General features: G+C 46.5%; 17 protein-coding genes. 6 read left to right on the plus strand and 11 right to left on the minus strand.

What is annotated here, in order from left to right:
• Window positions 1–41: 41 nt before the first annotated feature.
• The 10 genes from recG to gmk all read right to left on the minus strand — a co-directional run bounded on the left by recG (window position 42) and on the right by gmk (window position 11,871).
• Window positions 42–2,117 (minus strand): ATP-dependent DNA helicase RecG, encoded by a 2,076-nt coding sequence (gene recG, locus KFE26_RS09860; protein WP_212600290.1) that lies wholly within the window; start codon window positions 2,115–2,117, stop codon window positions 42–44.
• 191 nt (window positions 2,118–2,308) lie between these two features.
• A complete protein-coding gene (locus KFE26_RS09865) occupies window positions 2,309–2,905 on the minus strand; it encodes a DNA-binding response regulator (RefSeq protein ID WP_113941110.1) in 597 nt (198 codons plus the stop codon).
• Entirely contained in the window at window positions 2,905–3,984 is a 1,080-nt protein-coding gene (locus KFE26_RS09870) for a sensor histidine kinase (RefSeq protein WP_212600291.1), read from the minus strand. Before KFE26_RS09870 ends, KFE26_RS09865 begins: the two co-directional genes overlap by 1 nt.
• Window positions 3,985–4,102: 118 nt before the next feature.
• The gene (locus KFE26_RS09875) at window positions 4,103–4,807 is read right to left on the minus strand and encodes a hypothetical protein (protein ID WP_212600292.1); all 705 of its coding nucleotides are present in this window, start codon (window positions 4,805–4,807) and stop codon (window positions 4,103–4,105) included.
• Window positions 4,808–5,055: 248 nt separating this feature from the next.
• Entirely contained in the window at window positions 5,056–6,000 is a 945-nt protein-coding gene (locus KFE26_RS09880) for a calcium/sodium antiporter (protein ID WP_105251158.1), read from the minus strand.
• Window positions 6,001–6,181: 181 nt separating this feature from the next.
• Window positions 6,182–7,846, minus strand: coding sequence for an AMP-binding protein (locus tag KFE26_RS09885; RefSeq protein ID WP_212600293.1), 1,665 nt, complete (start codon window positions 7,844–7,846; stop codon window positions 6,182–6,184).
• Between the two features lie 507 nt (window positions 7,847–8,353).
• A complete protein-coding gene (locus KFE26_RS09890; protein WP_212600294.1) occupies window positions 8,354–8,737 on the minus strand; it encodes a RidA family protein in 384 nt (127 codons plus the stop codon).
• A 25-nt stretch (window positions 8,738–8,762) separates the two neighbouring features.
• Window positions 8,763–10,868, minus strand: a complete 2,106-nt coding sequence (gene spoT, locus KFE26_RS09895) for a bifunctional GTP diphosphokinase/guanosine-3',5'-bis pyrophosphate 3'-pyrophosphohydrolase (protein WP_105251161.1) — start codon at window positions 10,866–10,868, stop codon at window positions 8,763–8,765.
• 42 nt (window positions 10,869–10,910) lie between these two features.
• Complete coding sequence (rpoZ, locus tag KFE26_RS09900; RefSeq protein ID WP_007651394.1) at window positions 10,911–11,189, minus strand: DNA-directed RNA polymerase subunit omega; 279 nt, start codon at window positions 11,187–11,189, stop codon at window positions 10,911–10,913.
• A 58-nt stretch (window positions 11,190–11,247) separates the two neighbouring features.
• Window positions 11,248–11,871 carry a guanylate kinase gene (gmk, locus tag KFE26_RS09905; RefSeq protein WP_105251162.1) on the minus strand — a complete coding sequence of 208 codons (624 nt, stop codon included), beginning with the start codon at window positions 11,869–11,871 and terminating at the stop codon, window positions 11,248–11,250.
• 252 nt (window positions 11,872–12,123) lie between these two features.
• Here gmk and KFE26_RS09910 point away from each other — a divergent pair, with 252 nt between their 5' ends.
• The 3 genes from KFE26_RS09910 (at window position 12,124) to KFE26_RS09920 (ending at window position 15,932) form a co-directional block, all read left to right on the plus strand.
• Window positions 12,124–13,836, plus strand: coding sequence for a hypothetical protein (locus KFE26_RS09910; protein ID WP_212600295.1), 1,713 nt, complete (start codon window positions 12,124–12,126; stop codon window positions 13,834–13,836).
• Between the two features lie 166 nt (window positions 13,837–14,002).
• Window positions 14,003–14,875: an NTP transferase domain-containing protein gene (locus KFE26_RS09915; protein WP_212600296.1), complete on the plus strand. Its 873-nt coding sequence runs from the start codon at window positions 14,003–14,005 to the stop codon at window positions 14,873–14,875.
• On the plus strand, window positions 14,868–15,932 hold the full coding sequence (locus tag KFE26_RS09920; RefSeq protein ID WP_212600297.1) for a phosphotransferase enzyme family protein: 1,065 nt from the start codon (window positions 14,868–14,870) through the stop codon (window positions 15,930–15,932). Before KFE26_RS09915 ends, KFE26_RS09920 begins: the two co-directional genes overlap by 8 nt.
• 34 nt (window positions 15,933–15,966) lie before the next feature.
• Here KFE26_RS09920 and KFE26_RS09925 read toward each other — a convergent pair whose 3' ends face one another.
• Window positions 15,967–16,800: a sulfotransferase gene (locus KFE26_RS09925; protein ID WP_212600298.1), complete on the minus strand. Its 834-nt coding sequence runs from the start codon at window positions 16,798–16,800 to the stop codon at window positions 15,967–15,969.
• Between the two features lie 429 nt (window positions 16,801–17,229).
• Between KFE26_RS09925 and KFE26_RS09930 the strand changes: the two genes are divergently transcribed.
• The 3 genes from KFE26_RS09930 to KFE26_RS09940 all read left to right on the plus strand — a co-directional run.
• Window positions 17,230–18,345 carry a Fic family protein gene (locus KFE26_RS09930; protein ID WP_212600300.1) on the plus strand — a complete coding sequence of 372 codons (1,116 nt, stop codon included), beginning with the start codon at window positions 17,230–17,232 and terminating at the stop codon, window positions 18,343–18,345.
• Between the two features lie 655 nt (window positions 18,346–19,000).
• The gene (locus tag KFE26_RS09935) at window positions 19,001–20,116 is read left to right on the plus strand and encodes a DNA cytosine methyltransferase (protein WP_212600301.1); all 1,116 of its coding nucleotides are present in this window, start codon (window positions 19,001–19,003) and stop codon (window positions 20,114–20,116) included.
• A 14-nt stretch (window positions 20,117–20,130) separates the two neighbouring features.
• On the plus strand, window positions 20,131–20,321 hold a 191-nt coding region (locus KFE26_RS09940), incomplete at its 3' end, for a hypothetical protein (RefSeq protein WP_212600305.1).

Below are 20,321 nucleotides of genomic sequence, written 5' to 3' on the forward strand. Positions count from 1 at the left end.
CAGATGTTACGCCTCGTTCTTTACCCTTTAATATTTACGGCTTAAGCCTGCACATAGTGCTGCCTGTGCCCGAGCCAACGTAAAATAATTGCATCGACCTTTTCGGGGGCTTGCGCCATTACATGGCTCGCTAATTTCTGAATGTGTGGGATCAAAGCTTGATCGCGCACCAGATCGGCAATTTTGAGCTCAGCCAGTCCCGTCTGCTTAGTGCCAAGCACTTCACCTGGGCCACGAATTTCTAAATCTTTCTGCGCTATGATGAAACCATCATTGCTTTGTCTGAGTACACTCAGTCTTTGGGTGGCGGTATGGCTCAACGGCGCCTTGTAGAGTAACACACAATGGCTTGCGATGGCGCCTCGACCGACTCGTCCGCGCAGTTGATGTAGTTGTGCTAGACCTAAACGTTCAGGGTTTTCAATGATCATCAGGCTGGCATTAGGCACGTCGACGCCCACTTCAATCACGGTTGTCGCTACCAGTAGATGAATAATGCCTGCCTTAAAGTCAGCCATGATTTGCTGTTTCTCGGCGCTCTTCAATCTGCCATGCACTAGGCCAATATTGAGCTCGGGCAGGGCGAGGCGTAGTTCTTCGGCTGTGTCTTCGGCGGCTTGGCATTCGAGCACTTCGGATTCTTCAATCAGAGTACATACCCAATAGGCCTGACGTTGGTCGCTAATGACAGCGTTGCGGACCCGTTCAAGCACTTCGTTACGGCGTAAATCAGCAATCGCCACAGTGGTCACTGGAGTTCGCCCCGGCGGCAGCTCATCGATAATGGACGTGTCGAGATCTGCATAGGCCGTCATCGCCAGCGTGCGGGGAATAGGTGTGGCTGTCATGATCAATTGATGCGGGTGGAAACCTTGGTTCACGCCCTTTTCCCGCAGGCCTAAGCGTTGGTGTACGCCGAATCTGTGTTGCTCATCGATAATAATTAACGCGAGTTTGCTAAAGACTACATGCTGCTGGAAGATGGCATGGGTCCCAATTACCATCTGGGCTGCGCCAGATTCAATATCCGCAAGGGATTGGGTTCTGGCCTTGCCTTTAAGTTTTCCCGCCAGCCAACCTACCTTAAGTCCGAGTGGCTCAAACCAAGCGGCAAAGTTAGTTGCATGTTGCTCGGCCAATAACTCGGTCGGTGCCATCATGGCAACTTGATAACCGTTTTCAATCGCTTGTAATGCCGCCATCGCCGCGACTAAGGTTTTGCCAGAGCCAACATCCCCTTGCACTAAGCGCATCATAGGGTGCGGTTTTTCTAAATCTTTGCCTATATCAGCCACGACTCTTTGCTGGGCGCCAGTCGGTTTAAAGGGCAAAGCGGCGAGGAAAGGATTGAGCAACTGCCCCGTGGCCTGCATGGTAACCGCGGCATCTAAATTACTGCGCTGCCTTAGGCGTAGCATGCTGAGATTATGGGCGAGCAACTCTTCCTGCACGAGTCGTTGCTGGGCTGGGTGTTGACCTAGCTCTAAATCGAACTGAGAGATCCCCGCAGGAGGGCGATGTAGCGTCTGCAGCGCTTGTTTAAGGCTGATGTTGTTAGGTTGCAATTGTGGTGGCAGAAGTTCAGTTAAGCCGCCATCTTCCAGCAATACCAAAGCTTGCTCCGTCAGCTTTAGCCAACTCGCCTGTTTTAAGCCCTCAGTTGTGGGATAAATCGGCGTTAGGGTATCGCTTAGGTGAACATCTTCACCGGGATACACGACTTTATATTCTGGATGCACTATCTCAGCTTGATGACTACCACGGCGCACTTCACCATAGGCGCGGATCATCAAACCATTTTGCATGGCATTACGCTGAGCAACGGAAAAGTTAAAGAAGCGCAGGCTTAAGCTGCCCGTATCGTCGCGCACATTGCAGACCAGCATACGCTTGCGGCCTTGGATGATTTGTGTCGATTGGATTTCAGCTTCTATAGTGCCATAACCGCCTAGGCTGAGGGCGGCAATGGGATAGATTTGGGTTCTATCTTCGTAGCGCAGGGGTAAGTGAAACAGCAGATCTTGTACTGTTGTGATGCCGAGCTTTGCGAGTTTCTCCGCGACCTTTTTGGCGACGCCTTTGAGGTCGGTGATCGGAACAAGATCCAATTGCTGCAAGTCGTTAGCACTCAATCACTGTGAATTTATACATATATTAACAGAGAATAAGCGTAAGGCAATCTCAAGGGGAATTAGGGTGTTATCAAATTTTGTTTGGAAGCATAGCTAATATCCTTCTGTGGCCTTAAGACCACAAAATTGTTGATAAGATATCGTTAGGCTGAAAGCGTGGTTAACTGTGAGTGTTATTACAACCAGCCTTTTTGCTTGGCAATGCGGGCTGCATCGATTCGATTACTGGCATTGAGTTTGGCTATGGCTTCTGAGAGGTAGTTGCGAACAGTCCCTTCTGCGATAAAAAGAGTTTCGGCGATGTCGGAGGTGGATTTGCCTTCGCTAGCGAGGCGAAGAGCGCGGCGTTCTTTGTCGTTGAGTGGGTCGACATCGCCAATCGCCATCATGGCAAGTTCAGGATCGATCACTCGTTTTCCCGCCATCACTTGTTGAATCGCGTTGACTAAGGTTTCCGAGGGCGCATCTTTAAGCAGAAAGCCGCCCACACCCGCTTCGATGGCACGTTTTATATAGCCTGCACGGCCGAAGGTGGTAATGACCACTATCTTGGTTTGGCTATGTTGCTCCTTTAACCATGTAGCCAGCTCTAAGCCTGTGCGGCCGGGCATTTCGATATCCGTTAGCAAGAGATCAAAGCTTTGCTGTTTGAGTAAGCTTAGAGCTTCGTCGCCGTCACTCGCTTGGGTGATACTAAAACCCCCTGCAAGCGTAAGGAGTGCGGCGAGTGCTCCTCGCACCATAGCTTGATCTTCCGCCAATAAAATCTTCATTAATGTGTTGCTCCCTGCAAAGGTAAACTGACGGTAAATCTATATCCCTGTTCGAGATTATAGCTCAAGCTGCCGCCTAAACTGTCGAGACGCTCGCGTATACCAGTGAGGCCATTACCCTCTATAAAAGGTTTGGCCACGGCATTGTCTTTGACTTCGAGCAGCAGGCGGTCTGATTGCTTAGAAAAGTGGATAGAGCATTCACTTGCACCGCTATGGCGAAGAATATTATTAATAAGTTCGGTGAGGATCAAACTCAGTTGGCTTTCTGTGGTTGCACCTAGCTTGGGTAGCTCACCACTGAGCTCGACACTTAAGCCTTTATCCCTTAAGGATTTACAAAGCTGCGTCACGCAACTCTCTAGGCCCTTGTGTTTGTAGTCTGACACGGTGTGGCGGATCTGGCTTAAACTTTCCCTCGCAATTTGTCCTAGCTCAGTCAATTGGGTTGATGCGAGTTCATATTCTTGTTTTGCGATTAGCTTTTCGGCTAGCTCAGCCTTAAGGGCGATGGAAGATAGGCTATGCCCCATAATGTCGTGTAGATCCCGCGCGATACGTTCACGCTCAAGCATAGTGGCCAAGGTGGTAATTTCTTGGGCACTTTGCTGTTCTTTCAATTTATGCCGATAACGTCTGCGTTCGGCGACACCAAACATGCCCACGCCGAGCACTAATCCCGAGCCGTAAAGCGGAAAGTAGTAACTGTTAAAGTGGTAAATCTCATTGAGGGCAAACAGCAGGCCGATGAGGGCTGCAATAGCCAACAGACAGGTCCGGAGAGGATAAAAAAAGCCAATGAAGAAAGCGGCAAAGGTAAATAGCGAGATAGAGCCTGGGTTGATTGGTGTGATCGCTATTGCTATGGCCACCATAATGAGAATGGGCAGATAGGCGCTACGGCTATTGCACTTATAGGTCCAAAAATAACTGGCAATAAAAGGGATTAACACGGCAAAACTGAGGGCGATTTTCCAGCTTGGATAGGGATTAATGGCAAGTGGGATCAGATAAAACACTAAGTTTATCAAATACACCCAAGCAAGTTTTCGTTCGAGCTGAAGCGGAGTGCTTATCATGATGCCTCTGTGTCACTGAGTTGGTTGTTGAATGCCCACCGATGGCATCTGTTTTAATTTATTCTTTTTAGGGATTGGCGCTATCGTCAGCGCCATAGATCCCCGTTAACAACTTTGTCTATTTTGCACTTAATTGCTGATTTTGTTGAAGCAAAAATTTTGCCCAACCATAATCTGCTTGTACTTTGATCGCTTGTTGCCAATCTTCAATCGCGCCTTGGCTATCGCCTAATTCCTGTTTAGCGAGCCCGCGCCACGTGTAAGCTTCGGCTTCACCCCAGCAAATGTTGTCGCAAGGCTGGGCGAATCTTTCTATGGCTGTAGTGGCTAAGGTCTTAGCATTTTGCATGCTGCCGCCAAATATGGCTGGCGTGTTATAGGCGGCGATGGCTTTAAGAAGCGCTACCCGTGGATTTTGTGGTTCTAATTGTTCGGCACTGGCAATCGCCTTGGCGGATTTCATGCCGAGCGTTGCACCTTTGCTATTGTCTAAGGCGATTTGCATGCCATAAACCGACGATAATAGCGCGAGGGATTCTGCATTCGCTGGGCTGGTTTCGAGTGCTTCTAATGTGGTTTGCGCTGCACTCAGTGCGCTGCTAGCGAGTGTTTTCTGCCCCATTACATTGGCACTGATGGCTAAGCGATAGTTCGCATAGGCTTTATCATAATCTTGAGTGCTACCGCTCAGTTGTTGTAATTGCGTTAGATTCATCGCATTCGAGGCCGCGTCTACGTTGGTGATGTTAGTGTTTGATGGCGTTGCTGCAAACGAGTTAGTACTGATAAGCACAAAGCTGGAGGCGAGGAGTAATGTTTTCATGGTATTTCCTTATTGAGTGAGTTTCCCAATGTTTTGGGTACGGGCTCATTATCAGAAATTCGATAGAAGAAGTGCAGACACAAAGGTCATGGCTTTGGCATGACAAATGTCATCAGTTGAGTTGTGTGCTTATATTTTTTATGAGGTGTGCTTTAAAGAAAGTGTGTGATTAATAAAGTGGACAATATCTAGAGAGCAAAACACCGGAGAGGCTCCGGTGTTTTTTATCGTAAATGAGCAGCTAAGTGTTATACCACAGCTTGGGTGCTTGCTTGGTTTATTAGGTAGCCCAAGTAACCTAAGTAGCACAGTAGTAATACTGAACCTTCGCGGCGGCCAATACGAAATCCTGTCCAAGCGAAAGGTAAAATCATGATGGCAAATGCCAACATCACGATGAAATCAAAGGGTTGGAAGCCAAGTGATGATACTGGCTGTACTATTGCAGTAATACCTAAAATACCCAAAATATTGAATATGTTAGAACCAACAACGTTACCTATGGCTATGTCACTCTGACCTTTCAGTGCCGCTAGAACAGAAGTTACTAACTCTGGCATACTGGTACCAATCGCCACGATCGTTAAGCCGATAATGACTTCACTGATACCGAAGGTCTTGGCTAAATCTACCGCGCCGTTGACAAACAAAATACCGCCACCGACTAACATACCAATACCGACTAAGATAAATAGGGCTGAAAGTAGCGGATTATTTGGACCTGCTTCAATCTCTTCCTCTTCATTACCATTTTTCGAGCTGATGTAACTAAAGGCTAAATAACCGAACAGTAGTGACAGCAATATCACACCGTCAATTAGGCTGAGCTCGCCATCTAACAAGAGTGCCCAGAACAACATGGAAGCCAATATCATCAAAGGGATATCACGCTTTACGACTTGAGATTGCACTTGAATAGGGCGGATAAGTGCCGTGATGGCTAAAATCAAACCTATGTTAGCAATGTTAGAGCCAATAACGTTACCTAAGGCGATACCGCTGTTTCCTGCTAGAGCAGATTTTACACTTACAGCCAGTTCTGGTGCGCTAGTACCAAAGGCTACAATAGTTAAGCCTATGATAAGTGGCGTAATACCTAAACGTAGAGCGATTGAACTCGCGCCACGCACTAGGGCTTCTGCGCCTAAGGTTAAAATAATAAAACCGCCAATAATCGATAGTGTAATTAGCATCGTTAGACTCTGTTAAACCTAATATTGAATGGAAAAGTACAAGGGAATTGCCCCTTGGCCGACTGGCGCACATGATACGTGGTTTTATCGGATTTTGACAGAATATGTCATAAAAAAGCACACCCTAGGCGTGCTTAGTTTTAGCTGATGACCATACTCGCCAACTGATTGTTTGGCCTAGTTATTTTTGAGTTAATTCATCTTCCCAGCGGACTTGGGCGCCACGAATGCCGTCAACTCGTTCGCTAAAGGCTTTTTCAAGCACATGGCGTTTGATTTTGAGGGTAGGTGTGAGCGCATCATTCTCAATCGTCCAAGGATCACTGACCACGACAATCGCATCGACATGTTCGTGTGACTCTAAGTGCGGATTAACGCTATCGAGTGTCGCTTTGAGTGAGGTGCGGACTTCTTCGCGGGCTTGTAGATTTGCCCCTTCGGATAACTGCACTAGTGCGACGGGATGTGGCAGACCAGAGCCAATCACGCAGATCAGTTCAACATGGGGATCCTGTGCCAGTTTACGTTCGATAGGCACGGGCGCTACATATTTGCCCTTGGCGGTTTTAAAGTTGTCTTTCACTCGGCCAGTAATAGTGACACAACCATCGGCATCAATTGAGCACAGATCGCCTGTGTGGAAGAAACCATCAGCATCGAAGGCCGCTGCAGTAGCTTCAGGCTGAAGATAATAAGCAGTCATTAATCCCGGACTCTTGAGCAGTAGCTCACCATCCTCGCCTTGGCGGATCTGGCAATCCTCAACTGGGCGGCCAACAGTACCAATTTTACGCGCATCAAAAGGATAGTTTATGATCGAATAGGCACAGTTTTCTGTCATACCCCAAGCTTCGCAGATATTAAGACCAATACTGTGATACCAGTGGATCAGTGATGGTGGAATTGGCGCCGAGCCAGAGCCGAGTAGACGACAATGGTTCAAGCCTAAACCCTTATGGATTTTGTATTTCACAAAGCTGCTAAGCAGTGGGATTTTCAGCAATAGATTAAGTTTACTGACCCCAATTTTGTCGATGATGTTTTTCTGAAACAGGCTCCATAACCGTGGTACCGAGAAGAATACCGTTGGTTTTGCTCGTTGAACATCGACAACGAAGGAGTCGAGACTTTCAACGAAAGCCACCACACTACCTGAGTAGAAGGATGAGCCTTCAATCGCAACGCGCTCTGTGATATGGGCTAAGGGTAAATAGGATAAAAGTCTATCGTCGCCATCGGTGCGCAGGTCACGCACTACCGCTTGGCAAGTCCAGCCATAGCTGGCGAAGGTTTGAATCGCGCCCTTAGGTTGGCCAGTCGAACCAGAGGTATAGATGAGTGTCATCACTTGATCTGGAGTAGGCAGCGGGGCGTTAACTAAGGGATAGCCTAGCTTAAGCAATTGTTCCCATTGATATTGTGCTGGCATCGTATCATAAGGCATGGCAAGGCGTAGTAGCTCGCCGCCGACACCAGCCTCTTGGTCAGCCCAATGGTCAAGTTTGCCGAGAAAAATGGCTTTTGCGCCACTGTGTTGCAGCACATAGCGAATAGTATCTGTGTTGGCGGTAGGGTAAATAGGTACGCTGACATAGCCGCCGTGCATCAACGCGAGGTCGGTGATAAACCATTCGGCACAGTTTTTAGAGAGAACGGCAATTTTATCACCACGCTCTAAGCCTAAGTGATGTAAGGCTCCGGCAAGTTGTTGAACTTTTTCTTGAACTTCAGCCCAAGTAAAATCAAGGAATTGACCCTTGATCGGTTGGCGTAAATAGACTTGGTCCCCCTGAGTATTAGCCCAGTGCGCCAGCATTTCAATTGGCGTCTTAATCGCTGTATCCATTGGCAATTCCCTGTTATTTATTGTTCTTTTGGCTGTACCCAGTATGGCGAGTTTTGTGAGCTCGCGCAAATAGTTTACAAGATTGTAAAATATGAGAATGGAGCGCAAAGCCTACAAGTTGAGTGTTATACCAATCGTATTAAATATCTGTTCATTCAGCGGGAGTTCAACGCGCTTTAGACAAGGCGAAGGCTTGAAGGCATAGTGGTGCTCTGTCGAAAGCCTTAAACGCAGTATAAAGCGCGTTGCCATGTAGTGAACATCAGCCGCCCTTCGGGAGTCACACAGGCATCCCACTCCAGTGTTGCATTGACTTAAAAGGGAATAACCATTTCTGCGTCAATGCGCCTTGGATTGAAATGCCTGTGAGGCTCTGAACTGATTAGATATTTAATGTGATTGGTATGAAAGCAAGATGAAGAGAGTGGCGAGCGGGGGGTTGGATTGTGTTGGCAACAAAAAGGCGCCGTAGCGCCTTTTCGTTTATAGAAGGTGAAATGCTAGTGCTTACAGCTCCATCACGCCGTCCATTTCAACTTGAGAATCCTTCGGCAATTGCTTCACGCCGATAGCAGCACGGGCTGGGTATGGCTGGCTGAAGTAACGGCTCATGATTTCATTCACTTTAGCGAAGTGGCTTAAATCAATCAGGAAGATGTTGAGCTTAACGATATCGTTGATTGAACCGCCCGCAGCAGTACAAACTGCCGTCAGGTTTTTAAATACTTGCACGACTTGTGCTTCAAAATCATCGCTGACAATTTGCATTGTGCTTGGCACGAGCGGGATCTGGCCAGATAAATACACTGTGCTGCCGACTTTAACCGCTTGTGAATACGTGCCTATGGCCGCTGGGGCGTTTTCGGTCGCTATGATGATTTTTTCTGCCATGACGCTCTCTCTAGTGTTGAGTTAATTAACGATTACGGGACGTGCGCAGTACTTCGGGCAGTACCCTAATTCGGCGCATCACGTTGGCTAAATGGATCCTGTCTTTCACCGAAATCCGCAGGTTGATCAAATACACGCGACCATCACGTTCTTCAGTGCTGAGGTTGTGAATGTTTGAACCTTCGGCGGCAATGATCGAGGTGATCTTCGCCAGTGCACCTTGGTGGTTAACAATTTCCACCCGCAGATTGGCTTGGTAATCAACGCCTTCAACATTATCCCATTGTACGGGAATATACTTGTCTGGCTCGCCTTGATAACCACGAATATTGGCGCAGTTTTCCATGTGTACCACTAAGCCCTTACCTTGGCTCACGTGGGCAATCACGGCATCACCAGGAATTGGGCGGCAACAGTTAGCAAAGGTAACGAGCATGCCTTCGGCGCCACGAATTGGCATCATGTGGCCGTCGCGACTCTCTTGATTCTCAAGATTATCGCCAATCAAACGCTGGGCGATAACGATGCTCATGGCATTGCCAAGGCCGATATCGGCGAGCAGCGAATCGAGCGTCGTATGTTTAGTATCGCGGATCACTTTTTCAATCTGCTCAGGCGCAATGCTGTCGAGTTTGGTTTTGCCTAGCGCATGGTTGAGCAGGCGGCGACCGAGTGCAATCGCATCATCACCTTTAAGGCTTTTCAGCACTTGGCGGATTTTAGCGCGGGCCTTACCGGTTACCACAAAGTTCAGCCAAGCGGCATTAGGACGGGCGCCTTTGGCGGTAATGATTTCAACTGTTTGGCCTGAAATTAACGGCTGGCTGAGCGGATACGCTTGGCGGTTAACGCGGGCACCGACGCAAGTATTACCTACGTCCGTATGCACTTCGTAGGCAAAGTCTACCGCGGTGGCATTGACGGGTAATTCCAGAATGCGACCTTCAGGGGTGAACACATAAATCTCTTCAGGGAAGAGTTCCGTCTTCACGTTTTCAACGAATTCGAATGAGGTGCTGGCGCTTTGTTGTAATTCCAACAAGCTTTGCATCCACTTACGGGCACGCACTTGAGTCGTCGTGCCTTGGCCTGTTTGCGCACCGCCTTTGTAGGCCCAGTGTGCAGCTACCCCTTTGTCGGCCATCTGATCCATATCTTCGGTACGAATTTGGATCTCAACGGGCACGCCGTGTGGACCAAATAAAGAGGTATGGAGTGACTGATAACCGTTGGCTTTGGGGATAGCGATATAATCTTTGAAACGACCGGGACGAGGTTTGTACAGTCCGTGCATGGCACCGAGTACGCGATAACAAGTGTCGATGGAATCGACTATCACCCTAAAGGCGTAGATATCCATGACTTCTTGGAATTGCAGCTCTTTACTCTGCATCTTGTTATAGATGGAGTAGAGGTTTTTCTCGCGACCTTTAACTTTCCCTGGAATACCTGCATCGTTTAAGCGCGTATACACAGCGGCTTCGATGCCTTGGATCAATTCTTTGCGATTGCCACGGGCGGCTTTAACGACTTCTTTAAGCACCCGATATCGCATTGGATAATAAGCTTGGAAACCTAAGTCTTCTAACTCTGTCTTGATGTTATGGATACCAAGACGGTTAGCGATGGGCGCGTAGATTTCTAAGGTTTCGCGGGCGATACGGCGACGTTTGTCGGGACGCAGTGCGCCTAAGGTACGCATGTTGTGGGTTCTATCGGCAAGCTTGATGAGGATAACGCGGATATCCTGCGTCATCGCCATCATCATTTTACGGAAGTTTTCAGCCTGGGCTTCTTTCTTGTCGCGAAATTTAAGCTTATCGAGTTTTGACACGCCTTCGACGAGTTCGGCCACCGCGACACCGAATAGTTCGGCTAAGTCGTCTTTGGTGACATGGGTATCTTCGATAGTGTCGTGGAGCAGTGCTGCCATCAGCGTCTCATGATCAAGACGCATGTCAGCAAGGATGCGGGCAACCGCAACCGGATGAGTAATATAAGGTTCGCCACTCGTGCGCATTTGCCCTTCGTGGGCATCGCGCGCAATCTGGTACGCCTGCTTGAGCAATTCTACCTGTTCAGGTTCTAAGTAACCGGAAGCAGACTCCTTTAGACCTTCAAACAGATACAAGTGGCAGCTCTCCCTTTACCTAAATAGGTTTTTACTCAAAAACTATAATGAACGACCTTCAGCAATGGCTGCAACCGCTGCAATTTCAGCGGCTTCACGTTCACGTACCGTTTGACGCTCATCGGCATCTAAGGTGTGAGCATTAACTAAACCTAGTTCGATTTCACGCAGGGCGATAACCGTGGGTTTGTCGTTCATCTCTTCAACCATAGGGTCTTTACCCTGCACGGCGATTTGGCGAGCACGACGCGCCGCAACCAAGATCATATCAAAACGGTTGCCGATTTGTTCTACGGCGTCTTCTACAGTTACGCGAGCCATGTGTTGAAACTCCAGTTTATCTAGGGAAAAAATGACGCAAAATTGTACACTATGACAGCTATCCTGCCAACAGATCGTGAAGCATATCATTTTGCGCGTGGATCTGACTAGCACCTGTTAAGCGCTGACTGCGAATGATGGCACGCAAATCGGCTAAGGCAGTGTCAAAATCGTCGTTGACGATAATAAAATCATATTCTTTATAGTGGGACATTTCCGATACGGCTTGTGCCATACGGCTGGCGATAACATCGCTACTGTCTTGTCCGCGACCAGTGAGGCGGCGCTCTAGCTCGGCTTTAGAGGGTGGTAGAATAAACACACCAACGGCTTCTGGCATCACGGCTTTAACTTGTTCGGCACCTTGCCAGTCGATATCGAGGAAAACATCGATACCTTGGGTGAGCGTATGCTCGATCACATGGCGCGAGGTACCATAGTAATTGCCAAACACTTCTGCCCATTCAAAAAAGGCATTTTCAGCAATTAAGGCTTTGAATTGCTCAACATTAACGAAGTGATAGTGTTGACCATCAACTTCACCTGGGCGTGGTGCGCGGGTGGTATGAGATACCGAAACCTGCATGTCGGCTGGCTTGTCTTTAAGCAAGGCTGAAATCAACGAGGATTTACCTGCGCCACTTGGCGCCGACACAATAAATAAATTTCCGCGTGCGGTCATGAGCTAAATATCCAATGGGTTAACGCAAGAAGGGCCCAGAAAGCCGAGCATTATACCGATTTTGACCATAGAAATACTAGGGCTTGTTGGCTGGCAATTTAAGCCTATTTTAGATTTACTTCGATATTATGTGCATTTTTATCCGACTTGGGTCGTAGGCACTGACAATTGCGGGTAAATTGGTTACGCTCGTGCGAATAAGGCAATGAGTGTCTTTTTGTATCTCGTTTTTACAACAATAAAGGAAGGGTCGTGCTGTTAAAATCTCTTTTCTGCCTTCACGGGCGTGATTCTCGTCCCCGTTTTGTCGCAATCAGTGTTGGCGTTTATGTCTGTATTGCATTTGCAGCCGCTGCTTTTGGGGCTAATTTTCTGATGTATTTGCTGGCATTGTTGGGTCTACCTTTATTAGGGCTCACCAGTTTGCGTCGTTTGGCCGATGCCGATAAGTCAAAAGGCTTGATTGGCGTATTCCTATTGCCGTTAATAATTTTCATCGGCCTGTTAGCGGCCGATGTGCATATTGCCTTAATTGGATTGAGTTTAGTGTTAGCCGCGGGACTGACATTTTGGGGCTGGCGCTTTCCTGCACCAACGATAGTGGATTATCGCTACGGTTATTTCGGTCCTGAGCTGGATGCACCAACATCACAGGCAATGCCTAGGCGCCGTGTGGAACCGACTATCGTTCCTAAAACCATCGCACCTAAAACCATAGATCCTAAAATCGTAGATCCTAACACTATAGACGCTAAAGCCATGGCATCTAAAACTGCCATAGATCCTAACATCATTGACCCTAAACCTATTGTTGCTCAAGACGTTGCCGTAAGACAATCGGCAAAATCTACCTCTCATATTCAAGCACAACCTCAAGCTGAAAGGCATGAGCCGCATGTTGATCAGCTTCATGCCCAAACCATTAGTGCTGAGACTGTGTCTGAGCCAGAGGTCGATTTATCGACCCATGTTGAATCTGTTTTAACATCGCCGAGGGTTGAGCCGAGTGTTAGCGCGGCGGAGGCAGAGCGAGAAGCGTTGCGTCAAGATGAGCTGCGCTTTGATGCGTTAACTCGAATGACGCAGAATCCTGCCGATTTTGTGATACCAGACAGCCATGCAGATTTCCGTCCTGCTAATACTAGCCGCGTTGAACAGACCCACATTGAGTTGGTCGATGTCGATGTGGACAATGTTGATTTGAAACATGTCGACTTTACTGCGGCGCAATTAGATCCTGCCGAGCGTAGTGCTGAACCCGGTTGGCGTTTTACCGCCGAAGAAGATGACGAGCCTGACAGCTTTAACGATAGAGATCATGCCGAAGAAGTGCGTCAGCGCCGCGCCGAAGCAAAAGATTCTGGTTCGATGACTGAGCTATTTCGCGGTTTATTTGAGTTTTTGGCGCCACTAAAGCGTTTCTTGGTGTTGCCTAAGATTAAACTGCCGAAAGTGGAACGCCGTTATTGGCGCCCAGCAGGAATTGGCTGTGGTGTGGTGCTCTTGATTGCCTTGGTGTGGGGCCTTTGGCCAAATGGCGACTCTGAGACAGGTGATGGTGCAGAAGTTGTAACAGTTAACGCGATTGCGCCCTATGCGGGTGAGCGGGTGACGCTCGCGTTACCCGACGGTTTTTCTGTGGCGCTGGAGGATGACATCTTGATCATGCGTTGGCTCGGTGAGAAAGGTAAAGCACAAAACCTGTGGTCCTTAGCGACGGCAAAGGGAGATAAAACTTGCAGCGTCTTATCCTTTAACAATGGCACTGACTATCGCCCTGTGACTGTGGATCTGAAAGCGGATTCCGCTTCAGAGGCGCGATTCTCACCACTCGATACTCAGGCCATCATTATTGACCTCGCCCGTCGAGGTAATATTAGCCTGTGTGGTTATAAGTTCAGTCTTAAGGGCAGCCAAGCGATATTGGAACAAAATCGCACCTTTGGCGATTATATTGCTCGTTAAAAAAGTCTGCAGCTAAGTCGATAAAAATTCTGCTTAAATGCTAGTCACAATTAGAGGGGTAGATTACACTTTTGCTCCTCTTTTTCTCAAACCGTACTTTAGGTTGTTTAGGTCGCTGCGGTTTGGAGAAACACCTTTAAATTTGAACTGAATATATCAATCCAGCATGAATACAGAATTGACCTTAGTCATTATGGCTGCGGGGCTAGGTAGTCGTTTCGGCGGCGATAAGCAATTGGCGGCACTCGGCCCCGCGGGTGAACCCATGTTGGTGCTATCAATCATGTCGGCCATTCGCAGTGGTTTTCAGCGTGCTGTGCTGGTGATCCGCCCAGAATTAGAAAGTGAATTAACTGAGATCCTGACACGATTTTTGCCAGCCGATTTTGAATATCATTTTTGCTATCAAGTCTTAACGGATTTACCCGAAGCGGCGCAGTTGGCGGATCTTAGCCACAGGCTTAAACCTTGGGGGACGGCCCATGCACTGTGGAGTGCACGCCATCTCGTTAAAGGGCCAATGGCCGTTATCAATGCCGATGATTTTTATGGTGATAGCGCTTTTGCTTCCTTAGCCAAAGGCTTAAGCACTAGGCCAACTGAGTGGATGATGGTGGCCTATCCCATAGAACTCACGTTGTCGGAACACGGTGGTGTTAACCGTGGTTTGTGTCAGGTTGAAAATGGTCAGCTTAAATCGGTCGCCGAATGGCTTAATATCGCCGAGCAAGCAGGCCACTTAATGGGTGATGGCCCGCAGGGTCATGCTAATTTGCCGGCGCAGTCCTTGGTCTCTATGACATGCTGGGGCTTCTCCCCAAACATATTTGATGTTATTAAACGTGAATTAACCGAATTTATCGGGCAACAGGGGCAACAACCTAAGTCTGAATGCTATTTACCCGCCATAGTACAAGCGGGAATTGAGCAAGGTTTGCCTGTGAATGTCGATGTTGCCTGTGAGCCATGGCTTGGCGTGACTTATCCGCAGGACACTGTCTGGGTAAAACAAAAATTAACGGAGTTATTGAGTGATTAAACTCATCAGGCAGTCAGTGTTGCCTCATTTTGGTATTGAATCTGCCGAGGCAAAAATTTCTGCCCTCGGTAATGGCCACATCAATGACACCCTTTTGGTGCGCTGGCCTGCGGGTGAATTGGTATTGCAGCGAATTAACACTGAGGTATTTAAAACACCCAACGCTTTGGTCTGCAATGCCGATAAAATTAGCCATCATTTATGCGCTAAGTCGTTGCAGCAACAATACGGCCTGAAAGTCGTTAGCCCTTGTTTAACCCAAGAGGGTGAATTGGCTATCGATTTAGGCGAACAAGGATTTTGGCGCGCGATCAGTTACTTGCCCCATAGTCTCAGCATCGAAGTGGTTAAGTCGGAACAAGAAGCGGAAATGGCGGCTAAGGCCTTTGGGCATTTTGCCTCAGCCTTGAGTGATTTTGATGCGACAGAGCTTGAAGATGTGATCCCTCAATTTCACCATCTACCGGGACGCATGGCCTTACTAAAGCAGGCCGCTGAACTCGATAGTCAACATCGCTTAGCGCTCTGCCGTCATTGGGTCGATTACGCGTTATCTCAGCAGGCTTTGCTGGATGAACTTGCAGAAATATCGCCAAAGCTGCCGCTGCGAATTTGTCATAACGACACGAAAATCAATAACATGCTTTTCGATAAACGCGATATGTCCAGCATGGCGATTATCGATTTAGATACCTGCATGAAAGGTCATCTGATGTATGACTTTGGCGATATGGTCCGCACCTTCTGCTCGCCAGAGGAAGAAGACTCAACGGCTTTGGATAAAGTCCAAGTGCGCCAAGATATCTTCGCCGCGATTTGCCGTGGCTACTTGAGCGAGTTGGGTGACGTATTAACGGAAGACGAAAAGCGCAGTCTATGGCTCGGTGCTCGGGTGATTTGTTTGATGATAGGTGTGCGTTTTTTAACGGATTATCTTAACGGTGATGTGTATTTCCACATCCACCGCGAAGGCCATAATTTAGACCGCGCCGCCAACCAGTTTACCTTGTACCAAAGCTTGCTCGACCAAGAGACTGTGCTTAAAGCTAATTTCTAATTCAGCGCTTGGATATCTGTGTACTGATCCAATGTTAAAGCGTGTAGTCGAAAAACTTACGGCTTTGTGGGCCTGCGCTATTGGTGTTGACCTTGTTGGGGTGTTTATATTCGCCCCAACTTGCCACGTTGCGGCCCACGTTAAGTTTAGGGAAACTCAGCGGCTCGCTTAAACCTAATGTAACATCGCTATTCTTCGCGTTTGCTTCCATTCCCAAAAATTGCAGTAACTGACTCAAGCTCCCTGCATGGCTAACATCGATTGAAATAAAGTCTTCCCGTCCATTAAAGTAAGCGAATACTTCTTGCTGATGCTTTTGATAACAAGCAATTAAGTGCTCACTGCTGGCAGGTTCCGCCACTTTATCTATGGCGAAAGTATGCCTAAAACTGCGCTTTAATATTGGATGAAAGCGGCCCGTTTTTTCATCCAAATGGGGTGCCATTTTACCAAGTAACATCTGCATCGAAGGCAACCAAGTATTGATATCGCGGTCGAGATAGACAAACACAGCCTCGGGAAATAATAAATCCAACTGCTGATAATCGCTGAAACAAGGCGTGTCAGACACTGCATCGGCCAGCATAAACGCCTGCTTAGTAAAGGCCATGTGTGCCACTTTAAGCCCTTGCTCCAATAGCGCAACACTCACACTCGTGGTGCCCGTGCGTGGCAAACCTATGATAAAGACCTTCTGCTTTTTCACCTTTATCTGTTCGTCACTGAGCGCATTCGACTGGGCTGGATGCATTGTATCTGGCGTAGCAATCGGTGAATTACCAGTAGGTTGAACATTGCCGATATGCTGTGCATTAGCAGTACATTGTACGTGAGTAGAGGTTGGTGAATTGTTGGTGTTATCAGGCATAGGTTAGGCTCAGAATGTGTGTCAGCGGTGCGGTAAAGCCGTAAGTTTTCACCTCGGCGTTTCACATTGGCGTGTCAAATCAGCGGCGGTATTATATCTCAGCGCGAAGGCTTTGTCGGTGGCTATACATATTTGTCGGTGGCTATACATAAAAGTCACGCGCAACGCCAATGCACCACAGTAAAGGCGCCACTAAGTTGTATGATAGCTGCACTGTAGCTGCACAATAATAGCAAGTGGCTGACCGCAAGGCTTAGAAACAGAGATCCCGGATTACCAACAAGGCTCATTTCCCTGCATTGCATAGCCATGTTGGTATTGATGAGGCGATTATTAGTGCTATTCGACTCATAAAATGAGTCGAATAGGTTTGTTAATTGCCTCATTATTTGAGTAGAATAGGCTTGTTATTCGACTCATGGGGTAGATATGTGGATTTGGCAGCAAGCCGATTGGCCTAAGTTTCATTGGAACACCAGCAGCATTGATGCCTTGCTGCGTCAGGTCTATTTCAATCAGGGCCAGTTGCTTGGCAAGCAAATGCTAAGTCACGACGATAGCTTATTAACTTCAGACGCTGCACTCGACACCTTACTCGCTAACATTATCCATTCCAGTGCGATCGAAGGTGAAAAGCTCAATGCGGCTTCGGTACGCTCATCCTTAGCTAAAAAACTCGGCGTGACTGAAGATAAACCGTATCCGACAACAGCACAAACCGATGGTTTGGCTGACATTATGCTCGATGCCTTAAAAAATTTAGAGACTGAATTAACCCTTGAGCGGATATTAGGTTGGCATAAACAGTTATTTCCCCAGGGTTATACGCTGTTTAACCCCGTTATTGGCGGAGCGCTGCGTGGCGATACATCTATGCAGGTTGTCTCTGGCCGCATTGATAAACCAACAGTACATTTTGAGGCACCCTCTAGAGCGGCATTGGATGCTGAACTCTCGCAGTTTATCGAATGGTTTAATGCTTCACGGCAAGCGCAGGTTTTAGATCCGCTTATCCGTGCGGCGATAACACATCTTTGGTTTGTTACTCTTCATCCACTTGATGATGGTAATGGGCGCATCACGCGCTTATTGACTGATTTAGCTCTGGCGCAAGCGGAGAAACGCTCGATTCATTTTTACGCTATGTCGGTCAGTATTCTTGCCCGTCGCCAAGCTTACTATGACATTTTAGAGTCTACCCAAAGGGGCGATGTCGATATTACTCCTTGGTTAGTTTGGTTTTTTGAAACCCTCAATGATTGCTTACTCAATGCGATGGCAGATGTGGGCAGAACGCTATCGAAAACTCAGTATTGGCAAAGTGTCGACCAATCTTTATTGAGTCAGGAGCAAGCCAAAATACTCAATCGGATGTTAGACGGCGATTTTGAACTAGGGATTAATAGTAGCCAGTATCAAAAAGTCGCGAAGGTGAGTCGCGCCACTGCCACCCGTCATCTTGCGCAAATGGTCGAACAGCGGTTTTTAGTTAAAGCCGACGCCGGCGGCCGAAGTACCAGATACTTATTGCCGAGCGGGAAATAGTGAGATCTTTGATTTAAGGCTCAACTGTGGCACTCAAATGGTATCGACGCAGGCACGCCGTAAACTCTTCCTTGAGGACTCCACCGCGCCATCCATGGCGCAGAGGGCCTGCTTATCGATACCATTTTCCGCTGTGCAGCCCTTGTATCGCTTTACCTTCAGTGTAGTACTTGTGTGAGGTTATAAATTAGCAGTTGAATAAGCGCATACTCACAATTGGTATCCACATTTCTTTTAATTAAATATCAGTATGTTATATTGCACCAAGCTGCTTAGATAAGGATTGGTGACGAATAATGGAAATTCAGATTGGTGATGTACTGAGATATAAAAAGCCAGCATGTGGAGAAAACATGTATGAAGATGGCTACCTTAATTTCCATTTTCTAACCAAATCCATCGATGCGAACAACCTGCAACTGTAAAGGATATACCCCCCTTCAAGTTGTGATTTTTAAATTAAAATCAATGAGTTAACTTTTTTGTGTTTCTATCTTTTAACTTAACGGATTAAGATTTTTACATTCTTACACTAGGGATTTAGTTGTGTTAAATGGATAAATTTCTCTATTAGTAATTGATGTCCATACTATTTAAAAGTAAGTTACGGCATAATATGGTTTGAGATATAACATAGATTTTGATAAAGAGTGCTATGAGAAGTAATATATTTGATAATCAATGGCTTATGGAGAGTGAGAGGCCGAGTTATAGCCAGTTTTCAGACTCAGTTAGCATTGTTGACTTATTTTCTGGTTGTGGAGGATTAACTCTGGGTGCGTTAGAAGCGGCTAGAAAGCATCAATTGGCTTGTAATATTAAGTTAGCAGTAGAGTTGAATCCTGAAGCTGCGAATACATATGAAGAGAATTTTTCCGAAAATCTATTGAATTTGCATAAAGGTGATATATCTGAAATTATTACTAATTATCCCGGTGATAATATTTCGGAAATAGAAGAAAAAGTCAGATTTCAAAATAATAACATTGACGTGCTTCTCGCTGGGCCACCATGCCAAGGGCATTCACGATTGAATAATCATACAAGATCTAAAGATCCGCGTAATAAATTATATTTAAAAGTAATACGTTTTGTTGAGTTGTGTAGGCCAAAGTTAGTAATTATTGAGAATGTTTTAAATATTAAAAATGATTCTGAGAATATATTAGTTAAAAGTGCTGATTTTTTAACTGGGCTAGGTTATAGCGTCGAGAACTTGGTAATTAAAACCGCCGAATATGGTATAGCGCAAAATAGAGTTAGGCACATTCAAGTCGCATCAATTGAAAAAATTGACTTATCTCTTGAAAGCTATAAGTCTTCTTCAGTGCTTTCTGACGTCATTGCAGATATTATTGATAATTCAAATAATTCTGATGATACTTTTGATACTCCTTCGGTAACTAAGCATTTAGATAGAATTGATTATCTTTTTGATAATGATCTATATGATTTACCAAATGAATTGAGACCTGATTGCCATAAGAATAAAAAACATACCTATCCGACTTCATATGGTCGTTTAAAGTGGGATCAGCCATCAACCACAATAACTAGGGGGTTCAGTACTATGGGCCAAGGTCGATTTGTTCATCCTTTAAGAAGGCGAACGTTGACACCACATGAAGCTGCACGCATCCAAGGATTTCCAGACTTTTTTAGTTTCACTGAATATAAAACAAGAGGGAACTTACATCTGATGATAGCAAATGCAGTTCCGCCAAAAATTAGTGCAATGATTGTTGATTCTTATTTAAATAAATGTAGGTAAATGGAGATTACACTATGACTGAACAAATTTTTAAAAATGAAATAAACGAAGATCCAGATTTCTTATTTTTAAAAGAATTAAAAAAAGAAATTTTGCCAATTGTAAAAGAGCTTAATAAATTAATTGAAAGAATTATAGCTGTCTCTTATGCACTTCTGACGTTAATTATAAGAATAATAGCTGAGTCTTTGATACATTTGATGTT

Origin of the sequence: Shewanella sp. M16, from assembly GCF_018224605.1 — a bacterium.
Classification (GTDB): Bacteria; Pseudomonadota; Gammaproteobacteria; order Enterobacterales; family Shewanellaceae; genus Shewanella; species Shewanella oncorhynchi.